Consider the following 13,871-nt stretch of genomic DNA (forward strand, 5'->3'; position numbering starts at 1 on the left):
TTTATTTTTTATGAATTAAACGTGTTAGTTTTATCGATAAATCGGTCAGGATAATTTTTGCGTTTCCGTTACGCTCAATATGGTAAATCGCATCCGACAATTCTTTAAAAATATCGTTGATATTATTACTGTTTACGAAAGGAGCAAAATTCTCCAGTTTAAATTTTTCAACCGTAGGTTCTATATAAACCAGGGAAGGGGATTGGTAGTTGAGTAATAAGGCCTGACGAAACATTTCAATACAAAAATGCAAAAATTGTTTTTGTGCTTCACGACCAATTCCGGCGATGGTCTCACTCCAGGAAATCAGATCCTGAATCGCCGCTGCATTTCCTTTGGCGCGAAATGCTGCCCGAACCCACTGTACAAACCAGGCTTCAAACGGATAATCGTCCTCGGTTTTGTGTAGCAACTGTAAGGCTTTATTATAATTTCCCTGTGCCTGATGTGCTATTTTATAAGCCACTTTTTCGTCTGTTTTTTCACGTGAAACCAAAGCATCGGCGATAATACTTTCCGGAAGTCCGCCAAAATGTAAAACCTGACAACGGGATAAAATCGTTTGCAGTATATCGTTTTCATTTTCGGTGATCAACAGAAATACCGTTTTTTGCGGTGGTTCTTCCAGTAATTTTAAAAGTTTGTTCGCCGTAGCGATATTCATCTTATCGGCCATCCAGATAATCATCACTTTATAACCGCCTTCATAGGCTTTGAGCGATAAGGACTTTACAATTTCCTGAGCTTCGTCTACACCAATTTGTCCCTGTTTGTTCTGAATCCCAATGGTTTTATACCAGTCGAAAAGACTGCCATAAGGTGTTTCGGTTATAAACGTACGCCAGTATTTTAAAAAGTTGGCACTTACCGGGTGACTTTTCACTTCGTCGTTGGTCGAAACCGGAAATACAAAATGCAAATCGGGATGTGAAAAATGTTCGAATTTCAAGTTACAGGCTTCGTTCCCAGAAGTGTTTTCTCCGTTAGTATTGGAACATAAAATATATTGGGCATACGAAATGGCCATCGCCAGTGTACCCGATCCTTCCGGACCAACAAAAAGCTGTGCATGTGGAATGCGTCCGGAATCGGCGCTTTTCGTCAGATGGCTTTTAATGTGGGTTTGTCCTAAAATTTCTGAAAATAGCATAGAGCAAATATAGAATAAAACACCAACAGTAAAAACTGCTTTCGCGCTCACCGCAAAAATTGCATTATTTACCGCAATTATTTATCGCATCAATCCAATAACTGTATTTTTGATAGGTTAACTGTTAGAAAAATGAAAAAGAAGATTTCGTTTTATGCCTACCACTTTTGTATTTGCCTGTCATTTCTGGTATTGCCATACCTGTTATCTTCGCAAACCAGTATTATACGCATTCCGGATATTCTGCACAATGGCCACGACCGGACGTACTTTTCGGTTTATGTCGGATTGCTCCTTTTTTTCTATGTGAACTATTACTATTTTATTCCAAAACTCTATTTTTTTAAATAAAAAGACCGTTTACTTTGGGTTGCTTTTTGTTTTTCTGATTCTATTGCTTTTGACGTCTCATTTTTTTGACAAACCGGATATGGATCTTTTTAATATCGAAAAAATGGCGCGCCCTAAGCCGATTCACCCGCCAGGACCAAAACCCGGATTTGGAGCGGGACCGATGAACAAGCCAACGAGCATCTGAATACGATTTTGGTTTATCTGATCGGAAATTTAACAAGTCTTTTCCTAGTTATTAATAGACGTTTGCAACATGTGGAACGCGATAAAATGCAGGCTGAAATTTCATTACTCAAAGCACAGATCAATCCGCATTTTTTGTTTAATACGCTGAATAGTATTTATGCATTGGTAATTCGGAAAGACAATCGTACCGCCGATGCGATTGTCCAGCTTTCGGAACGGATGCGAGGGCGCACTGGGAAATCCTTTCGTTCCCGATGTATCCCAATCTGGCGCTTTGCTACCTGGAAAAAGAAAGCGTTTAGCCCAGATCCACTGAGGTTCCTTTAAAAATCATTTCCGCACTAAAAGTTGCATTTCGGCTCCGATAAATAAATATTACGCATTTACCCGCTTAAAAAATTTGAATAAAAGAGAAAAAAGGGCATAAAAAATAAAAATACTATATTTGTAGATTATTAAACAAACAATCAACAAATAAAATATAATGAAAACCCTTACCGACTTTAATTTTAAAGATAAAAAAGCAATTATCCGTGTTGACTTTAATGTGCCGCTTAATGAAAATTTCGAAGTAACCGATGCAACCCGTATCGAAGCAGCCAAACCAACGATCGATAAAATTTTAAATGAGGGTGGAAGCGTTATTCTGATGTCGCATTTAGGACGTCCGAAAGGCGTGGAAGAAAAATATTCACTAAAACATATCGTAGCCAAAACCGCTGCGGTATTGGGTGTTCCGGTAACCTTTGCATCCGATTGTATCGGTTCGGTAGCCGAAAATGCAGCGGCCAACTTACAACCGGGTGAAGTGTTGTTATTGGAAAATCTGCGTTTCCATGCCGAAGAAGAAAAAGGCGATGTGGAATTTGCTAAAAAACTTGCCAAACTGGGAGACATCTATGTAAATGATGCTTTCGGAACGGCACACCGTGCGCATGCTTCAACAACAATCATTGCCCAGTTTTTCCCGGAAAACAAATGTTTCGGGTTCCTGTTGGCAAAAGAAATCGAAAGTTTAAACAAAGTATTGCATCATGCCGAAAAACCGGTAACGGCTGTTTTAGGTGGATCCAAAGTATCGTCTAAAATTACTGTAATTGAGAATATCCTGGATAAAATTGACCATATGATTATTGGCGGCGGAATGACCTTTACCTTTATCAAAGCATTGGGCGGAAATATCGGAAATTCGATTTGTGAAGATGATAAACTGGAATTAGCATTAGACATTATAGCACAAGCAAAAGCTAAAAACGTACAAATCCACCTTCCGGTGGATGTCGTGGCGGCCGATGCTTTTTCAAACGAAGCCAATACCCAAATTGTTGATGTCAATCAGATTCCGGATGGATGGCAGGGATTGGACGTTGGACCGAAATCATTGGAAGCGTTAAAAGACGTAATCAAAAATTCCAAAACGATTTTATGGAACGGGCCATTGGGCGTTTTTGAATTGGAAAAATTTGCAGAAGGAACCATTACCCTTGGAAACTTTATTGCTGAAGCTACTAAAAACGGAGCGTTTTCGCTTGTTGGTGGTGGCGATTCAGTAGCTGCAGTAAAACAATTTGGATTGGAACCGAAAATGAGCTATGTTTCTACCGGCGGTGGTGCTATGTTGGAAATGTTGGAAGGGAAAACATTGCCCGGAATCGCAGCCATTTTGGAATAAATTGCCATTTTTAACAATATTTAAACAAAATATAAGTTATTAGCTATTATGTTTGCATGGCTTACATAAGAAATTGAACTTTAACATGTTATAAGATAGAATGTATGGATAATAAAAAAATATTGTCTTTGTTTTTAGGTCTGATCAGTCTGGGCGCTATGGCTCAGGAGACGGCCGAAAACGAAGTTCCGGCCAAACCGGAAATCAAATTGTCCTATCTGGACTCCCTAAAATCGACGTTCGTAAAATATGAAACCAGTGCCTGCATCGACGAAATGTGGATGAAGGAATTAAGCAATCAGGATTTGTTTACCGATATGGAATCTGATCTTGCCAAAGTAAATATCGATCAGGAAGTTGCCTACGACCTGCCTACGGATTTACTTAAGGACCGCTTAAAAAGACTGGACGAAAAATCACCTTTCAACATCGAATACAATCAGGGACTTGAAAATATTATTAAATCATTCCTGAAAAACAGACCAAAAGCTTTCGAAAGAATGATGGCCATTTCGGAATATTATTTCCCGATGTTTGAAGAAAAGCTTGCGAAATATAATATTCCATTGGAAGTTAAATATTTAGCGGTTGTAGAATCGGCTTTAAATCCAAAAGCAAAATCAAGAGTGGGTGCTACCGGATTATGGCAGTTTATGTATGCTACCGGAAAACAATACAACCTGGAAGTGAATTCCTATGTAGACGAGCGTAGCGATCCTATGAAAGCTACCGAAGCCGCTTGTCAGTATTTGTCGACTATGTACGGTATTTTTGGCGACTGGGATCTGGTGCTGGCGTCCTATAATACCGGACCGGGTAACGTAGCCAAAGCAATCCGTCGTTCCGGAGGAATGACCAACTATTGGAATATTCGTAAATTCATGCACAAGGAAACACAAGGTTATCTTCCGGCTTTCCTGGCAACCATGTATATCTACGAATACCGTAAAGAACATGGTATCGTTCCGAAACGCGCACCAATGACGTATTTTGAAACGGATACGCTAATGGTAAAACAAAAAATGTCGTTCAAACAACTTTCTGATTTATTGGATATACCGGTAGAACAATTGCGATTGTTAAACCCGATCTATAAACTGGATGTGGTTCCGTATGTAACCGACAAACCGCATTATATCCGTTTGCCTAAACAAAAAGCGGGTATGTTTGTTTCGAACGAAGATAAGATTTATGCCTATGTGCAATATGAAGAAGGCAAACGCGAAAAACCGTTTACTTCTCCCAACATTCGTAAAGATGCGATTGCACAACGTACCACAAAACGCGATTCGCTTGCAGTAGCCAATGTGGAAGATTTACCGATGAAGTCGGTGAAAAAGACCCGCATTAAATACTATACCGTGAAACGCGGGGATAATCTGTCGGAGATTTCTTCAAAAAACAATGTGACCGTTGCCGAACTGAAGAAATGGAACAAGCTGAAAAAGAATACCGTTAATGCCGGACAAAAACTAAAAATTGAATTCGAAACCAATGTTATGGTAGCCGACCGATCGGCAGCCAAAAAGAAAACGGCGGAACCAAAAATGGCCGAACCTAAAATTATAGAACCAAAAGCCACCGAAAACGATTTGTATGTTGTTCAGAAAGGGGATAACCTTACCGCTATTGCCGAAAAGAATAAAGTGACGATCGATCAGTTGAAAGAATGGAATAACATCGAAAACAGCGAAATCAAAATCGGTCAGAAATTAACGGTTCAGGCACCTGCTGAAGAAACTGCACCGGTAGCGGTGGTTGAAAAAGAAGTGAAAAAAGAAATCATAAACCGTGATTCCAGCAAAGAACGCAACTACAACAAAGAAAGAATGTATATCGTTCAGAAAGGGGATTCACTTTTCAGCATCGCTAAAAAACACCCGGGCATTACCGTTGCCGAAATCAAAAAATGGAATAATATCGATAACGAAAATATCAAACCCGGAATGAAACTTAAAATCAACGGGTAGATTCTCCCAAAATAATCCGTGAAAAAAGCAATCTTTTTTGCAATACTCTTACCAATGCTTTCTCTTGTTTCCTGTAAAGACAGACAGAAACAAGGGGAAGCATTTTTGCCTGAATCAAAAGGGAATATTAATGAAATTGCCATCGTGATCGACGATGTGATGTGGAACGGTGAAGTGGGCGACAGTCTTCGTAAAAAATTGGCTTATCCGGTAGATGGATTGCCACAGGAAGAACCGATTTTTACGATCAACCAGTACTCTCCTAAAATTTTTGAAGGCGTCGTAACACAAAGCCGGAATATTTTGGTCGTGTCCAAAGGACTGAACAAAGAATTCAAACACGTGGAAAACAAATATGCCAAACCGCAAAATGTTTTCTATATCACCGGATATTCCATTCACGAAATTCTCGACCTGATCGAAACCCATTCGGAAACCCTTATTTCGATTATCAAATATTCCGAAATCCATTATGTCCAGCATAAAATGGAAAAAGCCCGATTGAGTGACGATAAACTTCGGGGTGTGTTTATGATCAATATTGAAATTCCGGATACGTATCGTTATGCCGATGAAAAGGAATATTTTTATTGGATGAAAAAAGACATTCCATCCGGTAGCTCCAGTCTTTTGGTCTATCAGGTGCCGATTTCACAAATTGAAAAGAACAATGATATCGTTGGTAATATTGTAAAAGTCCGCGATTCGGTGGGCGCTTTGTATATCCGCGGAACGATGGAACATTCCTCGATGGTCACCGAAGAAGGCTATTCTCCCTATTTTATGAATACCCGTCTCGATGGCAAAACCGCCTATGAAACCAAAGGAACCTGGGAACTTCAGAATAACTTTATGAGCGGACCGTTTCTGAATTATGCCATCCGCGATGAAAAAAACAAACGCTATCTCATTCTGGAAGGTTTTGTTTACGATCCGTCGAATGCCAAAAGAGATATGATTTTTGAACTGGAAGCGATTATGAAATCCGTTCACATACTGCAATAATTTATGACAACCATACAGATATGACTCTAAAATTCGAAATAAAGCGATTTAACGAACTTTCGCTTGCTGATCTATATGCTAGCCTACAATTGCGTTCCGAAATCTTTGTAGTCGAACAGGATTGCGTTTATCAGGATATTGATGGCAAAGATCAGAAAGCGCTACACCTAATGGGAACTTTTAACGGGGAATTGGTAGCCTATTGCCGAATCTTCCAGCCGGGCGATTATTTTCAAAATGCCGCTTCCATTGGAAGGGTAGTGGTGAAACAATCCTACCGCGACCGCAAATGGGGTCATGATCTGATTCGCGAAGCCAAAAACGGAATCCGGGCACACTACGGTACGGATACCATCACCATCTCGGCACAATTATACCTGAAACGTTTTTACGAATCCCACGGATTTGTTCAGGCTTCGGACGAATACCTGGAAGATAATATTCCGCATATCGAAATGCAGATAAAATAACGTTACACTTTCGTAATCACCAATTCCACGCGTCGATCCTGATCCGGGCCATTGCCCAAAGGTTGGGTGTTTCCGTAGCCTTTAAATGTCATTCGGTTTTTGTCGATTCTTTTCTGAATCAGAAATTTATAAACAGCCTGAGCACGGTTGTGTGAAAGCATTCTCTTTTTGGTGTCTTTGTCGATCGCCTCTTTTTGAAACGTAGGTGTACAGCAAATATGACCCTGAATTTCGAATTCCAGATTTTTGTATTTCTGTAACAACTTGGCCACCCGTTCCAGTTCGTTTTTCGATTTTAGCGTTAAACGACTACTTCCTTTATCAAAAAGGATTTTTTCAAGATAGATCCGGTCGCCAACTATCAGATCGCCTTTAATGGTCGAATGCATTCCGGGAATCGGTTTAGGCGGAACCGGTTTAAAGTTCATCACCACATCGACGCGTCGGTTTTTCTGGCGTACTTCCGGAAGGTTGTCCACAATATCGTCGTCGATCAAAACACGCCCTTTGCCTTCGATGGTTACAATGATCTTGTTTTTGATTCCCTTTTCAATCAGCTTATTTTTGATTGTATTCGCCCGATTGTTCGACAGCTTATAGTTATAGGCATCTTTACCGCGATCGTCGCAATAACCGTAAATCTGGATGCTCTCGATACGGGAAGTATCGATTGCCTTTACGAAAGCTACTACGTCATTGGCCTGTTTTTCTTCCAGGTTAAATTTGTCAAATTCAAAATAAACAGAATGTACAACCTCTTCCTGTGCCGTCAGAAACTGACACGTCAGCAAAAAAAGAAAAACAAGCGCAATACGTTTCATATTTCAGATGTTATTTTCGGTCTTTAATTCGGGTCAGACTGATGTCTTCCGGCGGATGGATCACAATTGGATATTGTTCGATTTTTACCGAACTGCTATCCAGTCCAAAAGCCTGTTCTTCGGATAAACTGATTTTTTTCAGGAAGAAATAAATATCCAGAATAATACGTTGGTACCAAGGGAAATCGTTATCGTAGGACATAAATTTTTCGATTAGTACAAACTTGAAATCACCCAATACGTTGTTTCGATTCAGGGATTCATAACGACTGGTAATGTCCACTTCGCCGTTTTTAACCATATCCTGAACTACTTTTTTAAACAACAGGTTAATGCGCGGTGCGACACGGAATCCCAAATAGAAATCCACCCGGATAATATCGTCTTTTACAATCTCACGAACGCGGTATTCCATTTCATACGGTTCGTCGACTACGTTTACGTGAATCAGCCAGTAAATATCGGCGCGTTTCGGACGCTTTTGCAAAATGGAATAAATAATTTTCGATTCCACTTCATCTCCGTGGCTGGCATTGGTCATATAAACCAAATGCGTGGCATATTTTGGTATCGAAAGGTCGTTACTCAACTCGGAAATAACATTTTTAAACTTGTCGATTTTAACGAATTCGGTATAGTCTTTTCGGATCTTTTTAGCGGTAAACCAGGCGATCATAATAAAGGCCAGTAAGCCGGCAATGAATACCGATACATAACCACCATGCGGGAATTTTTCGATATTGGCCAGGAAGAACGAGATTTCAATGGTTAGGTATAAAGCGATAACCAAAACGATAAAGATTGGGTTATAGCGTTTTAATACCATAAAGAAGCCCAGTAAAATGGTGGTCATAATCATACACATGACGATTGCCAGTCCGTAGGCGGCTTCCATATTTCCGGATTCTTCAAAGTGAACGACAATAAATACACATCCGATAAATAACAACCAGTTGATAGACGGAATGTATAATTGCCCTTTTAATTCGGTTGGGTATTTGATGCGCACTTTTGGCCATAGGTTTAAACGCATCGCTTCACTGATCAAGGTAAACGATCCGCTAATCAATGCCTGCGAAGCAATAACGGCTGCCATGGTTGCGATCGCAATTCCGAATGGTAAAAACCAGTCCGGCATCACCAGATAGAATGGATTTCCGGGATTGTTGGCGTTTCCGCTTAGTTCGACTAAAGTGCTTCCGGTATTCGAAATCAGATAAGCTCCCTGACCGAAGTAGTTTAAAACCAGCATACTTTTTACAAAAATCCAGCTGATTCGGATGTTTTTGATACCACAATGTCCAAGGTCACTGTACAAGGCTTCCGCTCCGGTGGTACACAGGAATACATAGCCTAAAACATAGAATCCTTCGTGGTGTATTTTTAATAAATGAAAAGCATAGTAAGGGTTTAGTGCTTTTAATACAGCAACATTTCCCATCAGGTGAATAACACCTAGCGTTCCCAACATTCCGAACCAAAGTAGCATTAATGGGCCGAAGAATTTTCCAACCAGTTTGGTTCCGAATCGCTGAATAAAGAATAAAGCAAAAAGAATTCCAATAACAATCGGAATGGTGTTTAGTTCCGGATTATAAGTTCGCAATCCTTCGATAGCTGATGATACGGAAATGGGTGGTGTAATAATACCGTCGGCGAGCAGGGCGCTTCCTCCCAGAATAGCGGGAACGATCAGCCAGCGCTTTTTGAGTTTTTTGACAAGGGTGTAGAGCGAAAAGATTCCACCTTCCCCTTTATTGTCGGCACGTAATGTGAGAATTACATACTTAAAAGTTGTCTGAATGGTTAGCGTCCAGAAAATACAGGAAATCGCACCAAGTACCACATCCGGATCGATAGCCTGTTTTCCAACAATGGCTTTCATTACGTATAATGGAGAGGTTCCGATATCTCCATAAATAATTCCTAATGTGACAATTAAACCACCTAGGGTCACTTTGTTAAGGTGGTTACTGCTGTGTGTAGAACTCACGATGTGAAATATTTAAAATCACAAAATTATCATAAAAAACGAAAGTCCTACACAATTCTTGCGAAAATTAATTTTTAAGGATTTTATTGTATTCCGACTGATTATTGAGCAATGCTTGCGCTTTTGTTATTTCTATGTTACTTTTTGTGTAATATTGATACAATCCTTCTTTATACTGATAGCGTTTTATGATTTCGTCGACAATAAGTTTTTTGATTTCCGACTTGTTTTTATCCAACTCTTTTTCCTCACTTCGTTGTACGGCTGCTAATAGTTGTTGGTATTCGGCAGTAATACTTTCTTCGATTTTTTCTTTTTTGGCTGTGGCTAAGGTGTTTTTTAAAGCCAATTCGGTTTCGGTGTCAAATTCGAATTTCTCTTTTTTCAAAAAGGCTTTGAATTCAGTAAAATCGGTGTCCGAAAAAGTCGGAATGGTTGTTCCTAAATTCGGATTTTTATAATAGTACTGCGTTACGTAGTTGAAAATCCCGTCGTTTTTTAGCAAAGCATCCGAGATCGTACTCGTTTTGGCTTCTGCAAGCTCGATGTCGGGTTGAATACCACCACCGTCATAAACGGTTCTTCCTTTACGGGTTTTAAAAGCGTTATACTGACTCGCATCGGTACGAATCGCTTTTCCGTTTTTATCTTTTTTGGAATAATCCAATGCCTGAATACATCTTCCGGATGGCGTATAGTAGCGGGAGATAGTCACTTTTACCTGTGTTCCGTAGGTTAAATCCAACGGACGTTGTACCAATCCTTTTCCGAAACTTCGGGCGCCCACAATTACGGCTCGGTCCAGATCCTGTAATGCTCCGGCTACAATTTCGGACGCGGACGCACTTTTTCCATCAACCAGAACAGCTAGTGGAATCGTTAGGTCAACCGGTTGTTTTTGTGTTTTATAGCTGTTATTGTGTTTTTCAATTTTTGATTTTGTGGTTACGATGACCTCGTTTTGCGGTACAAAAAGATTACAGATGTTCACCGCTTCATGTAGTAAACCACCCGGATTTCCGCGTAAATCGAGTATGATTTTGGTCGCACCCTGACTTTTTAATTTTTCCAGCGCGTCTTTGGTTTCGGCCGATGCTTTCGCATTAAATTGTGACAATACGATATAACCGGTTGTTTTGTCGGCTAACAATGCATAAAAAGGTACCGCTTTAATTTCGACTTCATCCAGTACAATTTGGGTTTTCATTAGTTTTCCCTGACGTTTGTATTGTATGTCGATCTTGGAATTTTTAGAGCCTTTTAAAAGTTGCGCGGCATCGTCTTTAAAATCAACTAAGTTGACATCGCCAATCTGAACAATTTCATCACCGGCTTTTAAACCGGCTTTGTCGGCTGGAAAGTTTTTATACGGCTCACGGATAATCAAACGCCCTTCGCGTCGTGAAATATACGCACCGATTCCGGTATATTCACCGGTCGAATTGATCTTGAATTTCGCAACATCCTGTTCGTTAAAGTAAACCGTATACGGATCCAGATCCAACAACATGTTTTTAATGGCTTTGTCCATCAAGTCGGCCGGATTGGTCTCGTCTACATAATTCTGATTGACGGTTTTAAATAGCGTTGTGAAGATTTCGATCTGCTTGGCAATTTCAAAAAAGTCATCCCTGAAACTGGCACCTACAAACAAAAAACCTCCCGCAACTACAGGAATAATATATCTTCTTTTAAACTGACGTAGCATTTTTAAACGGATTTTTTCTTTAATCTTTTGCGTATATACACCAAAAGTAACACGAAAATAAGGATAAATGGCCAAACTTGCAGTAGGTCAAGGAAGAAAGTTGAAATCCCGAAAAAGCCTTCTTTAAACGAATTCCACATTTTACTGCCGTAGGAAACGGTCACGCCGCTTTCGGAGGCATTTTGAGTGTACATTTCGATCGTGATGGTACTCATCGCAATCCGGCTTTGCAGGTATTTTAACCGCCCTTCGATCGATTCAATTTCTTCGCGAACCGTTGCCAGTCCTTTTTCGATTTCCAGTATTTCGGAGACTTTAGTCGCTTTGTTTAATAAATCAAGATAGCGTTTTTCTAAGGTTTTTTTGGTATTGATGCGCGATTCGATATCGATATATTCTTCGGTTACATCATCGGATGCAATTTCTTTGCGATCAAAATGGGAAACGCCTTTGCCGATATCGTTGATAAACGCATCAAAAGCCGTATTCGGAATCCGGATCGTCAGATTGCGGTAAACCGAATTGTTGTTTTTTCCGGTTACATCGTTTTGGATGGCAGCTTTATATTTTATAATTGCCTTTTGAATATCGGTATACGACTGGTTGAGGTCGGATGTTTCAAACCGAAGGTTGGCATTTTTAATGATTTTAGCTTCGATAGTGGTTTCCGATCCGCCGGCAGCAGCAGCTTCATCAGCCATAGGCGCGGGTTCCAGATTCATCATTTTGACATCGAGGGATTCCGCCACGGCCACATCTTCGGAATGTTGGTTTTTACAGCTAATAGAAAAGGTAAGGACCGCTACAGCAAGGAGTATTTTTTTCATAGAAAGTGCCATTAGTTTGATATACAACGTAAAATCACAACTAAAAGTACAATTTTAGATGGAATTGGAATTCGATACAATGAAAAATCTTACAATTCTTTGTTTTGGATGGAATCGGCAAACTTTTCAAAAAGCTGTACGGTTTTTTCTTCGATCTCGGGATACGATAAGCGTTCTTTGGTTTGGTACAAAAACATAAAGGCATACGGTTTATCGATCGTATCCAACAGCATGTTTTTGTTAAGTCGGTAGGTTTCGCGTAACACCCGTTTAAAATAATTGCGGTCTACGGCTTTTTTAAAGTATTTTTTTGAAACGGAAACACCCATTTTGATTTTTTCGTCCGATTCGTCCGATTCCAAAGGTACATATACCAGGCGCAATGGGTATTTGGAAACCGACTTCCCCTGGGAGAACAATAAGTCGATTGTGCTTCGGCTTTTGAGTTTTTCGGTTTTCGGATAGGTATGTTTCATCCGGCAAAGGTACAAAAAGGTAGCATAAAACGGGTCGTGTTTACTAATAGCCGACAGGTTTGCTATTGCTTATTTATTTTTGATCAGTTTCTTCGCGATTTCCCGGAGCATTTCCCGGTTTTGATCCACATAAAACAAACCGGCCTGGATGAGTTCGTAGATATTTTTTTGTGAGGTATCGTCCATTTCCGGTGAGGCATTTTTTAATTGTGGCATCAATCGGTAATAGTTTTTTTGGTTGCGTGGCCCTAAGGTCTCGTACATTTTCGTCAGGTGATAATCGACGGTTTCCACGTTGGCAGACAGCAAGATATCAATCAGTGGTCCGATCCATTTGATCTTACCGGCGTTTTCAAATTTTTCAAAAGTATACGGTTTGTGGACTTCTCCGGTTCCTACAGAAATGATGATCATATCATTAATGGCTGGAAAATCTGTTTTTTCCCGATCGCCCAGAATTTTAGAAAAGGCAATTTTACGCGCTTCGGCATAGGCACACAAAGCCGGATTATTGGCATAAACACCACCGTCGATTAAAGTGAATTCCTGTCCGTATAATGATTTTATTTTGGCCGGTTCAAAGTAGGTTGGCGCAGCGCTTGTCGCCCGACATACATCTCTGACGTAAAAATTTTCCAGAGTCGATTCGGCTTCGTGACTGGTAAAGAATTTTGCTTTCCGCTGACCAATATCGTAGGACGTGATCAAACAAGGTTTGATAAAATTTTGTAACTGCAAATCGCCAAAAACTTCCAGAAGTTGTTTTTCCAGATTGCGTTGCGAAATTTTTTCGTTAAACAATCCAAACGGGTTGATCATGTGCTCCCACAGCGAAACATTAAAAATACTTTCTCCTTTTTTGGCGTACAGATCCAAAGCGGCTTCCACCGAAAATTTGGCTTTTTTGTTTTTATCCGGAAATAACAGGATGGACGTTAGTAATCCTCCGGTGCTGCTTCCGGCAATCAGATCAAAATAGTCGCCTAATTTTGCAGTTGGATTATCCAGTTTTTGTAATTCTTCTTCGATATATTTCAAGACCACGCAGGTGATGATTCCGCGGATACCACCACCATCAAGGCTTAATATTCGTATTTTTTTTGACATGGTACTGTAGTGTTACCATCCCGTTTTGAAGGGGATTTTGTTGTGGCTAATGTATTACAAAAGGATTATATAACCGTTTATAAGGCTTTAATTTTGATAATTTTTTTCGAGTCGGAAATCCCGTCGTGATCC

General features: G+C 40.1%; 13 protein-coding genes. 6 read left to right on the forward strand and 7 right to left on the reverse strand.

The window, feature by feature from the left end; genetic code table 11:
* Nucleotide 1 precedes the first annotated feature (1 nt).
* Nucleotides 2-1,150 (reverse strand): DNA polymerase III subunit delta', encoded by a 1,149-nt coding sequence (locus ABFU83_RS15365; protein ID WP_347067192.1) that lies wholly within the window; start codon nucleotides 1,148-1,150, stop codon nucleotides 2-4.
* 132 nt (nucleotides 1,151-1,282) lie between these two features.
* On the opposite strand from ABFU83_RS15365, the gene ABFU83_RS15370 reads away from it, so the two are divergent.
* From ABFU83_RS15370 to ABFU83_RS15395, 6 genes are all read left to right on the forward strand, one after another.
* Nucleotides 1,283-1,501, forward strand: coding sequence for a hypothetical protein (locus tag ABFU83_RS15370; protein WP_347067193.1), 219 nt, complete (start codon nucleotides 1,283-1,285; stop codon nucleotides 1,499-1,501).
* Nucleotides 1,502-1,759: 258 nt separating this feature from the next.
* The gene (locus tag ABFU83_RS15375) at nucleotides 1,760-2,017 is read left to right on the forward strand and encodes a histidine kinase (RefSeq protein WP_347067195.1); all 258 of its coding nucleotides are present in this window, start codon (nucleotides 1,760-1,762) and stop codon (nucleotides 2,015-2,017) included.
* 157 nt (nucleotides 2,018-2,174) lie between these two features.
* Nucleotides 2,175-3,362, forward strand: a complete 1,188-nt coding sequence (gene pgk / locus ABFU83_RS15380) for a phosphoglycerate kinase (RefSeq protein WP_347067197.1) — start codon at nucleotides 2,175-2,177, stop codon at nucleotides 3,360-3,362.
* A 104-nt stretch (nucleotides 3,363-3,466) separates the two neighbouring features.
* Nucleotides 3,467-5,332, forward strand: a complete 1,866-nt coding sequence (locus ABFU83_RS15385; protein ID WP_347067198.1) for a LysM peptidoglycan-binding domain-containing protein — start codon at nucleotides 3,467-3,469, stop codon at nucleotides 5,330-5,332.
* Nucleotides 5,333-5,350: 18 nt separating this feature from the next.
* Nucleotides 5,351-6,337, forward strand: a complete 987-nt coding sequence (locus ABFU83_RS15390) for a DUF4837 family protein (protein ID WP_347067200.1) — start codon at nucleotides 5,351-5,353, stop codon at nucleotides 6,335-6,337.
* Nucleotides 6,338-6,357: 20 nt separating this feature from the next.
* The gene (locus tag ABFU83_RS15395) at nucleotides 6,358-6,807 is read left to right on the forward strand and encodes a GNAT family N-acetyltransferase (RefSeq protein WP_347067202.1); all 450 of its coding nucleotides are present in this window, start codon (nucleotides 6,358-6,360) and stop codon (nucleotides 6,805-6,807) included.
* 2 nt (nucleotides 6,808-6,809) lie between these two features.
* Here ABFU83_RS15395 and ABFU83_RS15400 read toward each other — a convergent pair whose 3' ends face one another.
* The 6 genes from ABFU83_RS15400 to ABFU83_RS15425 all read right to left on the reverse strand — a co-directional run bounded on the left by ABFU83_RS15400 (nucleotide 6,810) and on the right by ABFU83_RS15425 (nucleotide 13,739).
* The gene (locus tag ABFU83_RS15400) at nucleotides 6,810-7,628 is read right to left on the reverse strand and encodes an OmpA family protein (protein WP_347067204.1); all 819 of its coding nucleotides are present in this window, start codon (nucleotides 7,626-7,628) and stop codon (nucleotides 6,810-6,812) included.
* A gap of 10 nt (nucleotides 7,629-7,638) precedes the next feature.
* Complete coding sequence (locus ABFU83_RS15405) at nucleotides 7,639-9,621, reverse strand: KUP/HAK/KT family potassium transporter (RefSeq protein ID WP_347067205.1); 1,983 nt, start codon at nucleotides 9,619-9,621, stop codon at nucleotides 7,639-7,641.
* A gap of 67 nt (nucleotides 9,622-9,688) precedes the next feature.
* The gene (locus tag ABFU83_RS15410) at nucleotides 9,689-11,329 is read right to left on the reverse strand and encodes a S41 family peptidase (RefSeq protein WP_347067207.1); all 1,641 of its coding nucleotides are present in this window, start codon (nucleotides 11,327-11,329) and stop codon (nucleotides 9,689-9,691) included.
* Between the two features lie 2 nt (nucleotides 11,330-11,331).
* The gene (locus ABFU83_RS15415; RefSeq protein WP_347067209.1) at nucleotides 11,332-12,156 is read right to left on the reverse strand and encodes a DUF4349 domain-containing protein; all 825 of its coding nucleotides are present in this window, start codon (nucleotides 12,154-12,156) and stop codon (nucleotides 11,332-11,334) included.
* A gap of 89 nt (nucleotides 12,157-12,245) precedes the next feature.
* Nucleotides 12,246-12,632 carry a ribonuclease P protein component gene (gene rnpA, locus ABFU83_RS15420; protein ID WP_347067211.1) on the reverse strand — a complete coding sequence of 129 codons (387 nt, stop codon included), beginning with the start codon at nucleotides 12,630-12,632 and terminating at the stop codon, nucleotides 12,246-12,248.
* Between the two features lie 69 nt (nucleotides 12,633-12,701).
* Complete coding sequence (locus ABFU83_RS15425; RefSeq protein WP_347067212.1) at nucleotides 12,702-13,739, reverse strand: patatin-like phospholipase family protein; 1,038 nt, start codon at nucleotides 13,737-13,739, stop codon at nucleotides 12,702-12,704.
* Nucleotides 13,740-13,871: the final 132 nt, after the last annotated feature.

Source organism: Flavobacterium sp. WV_118_3, assembly GCF_039778605.1.
GTDB lineage: Bacteria > Bacteroidota > Bacteroidia > Flavobacteriales > Flavobacteriaceae > Flavobacterium.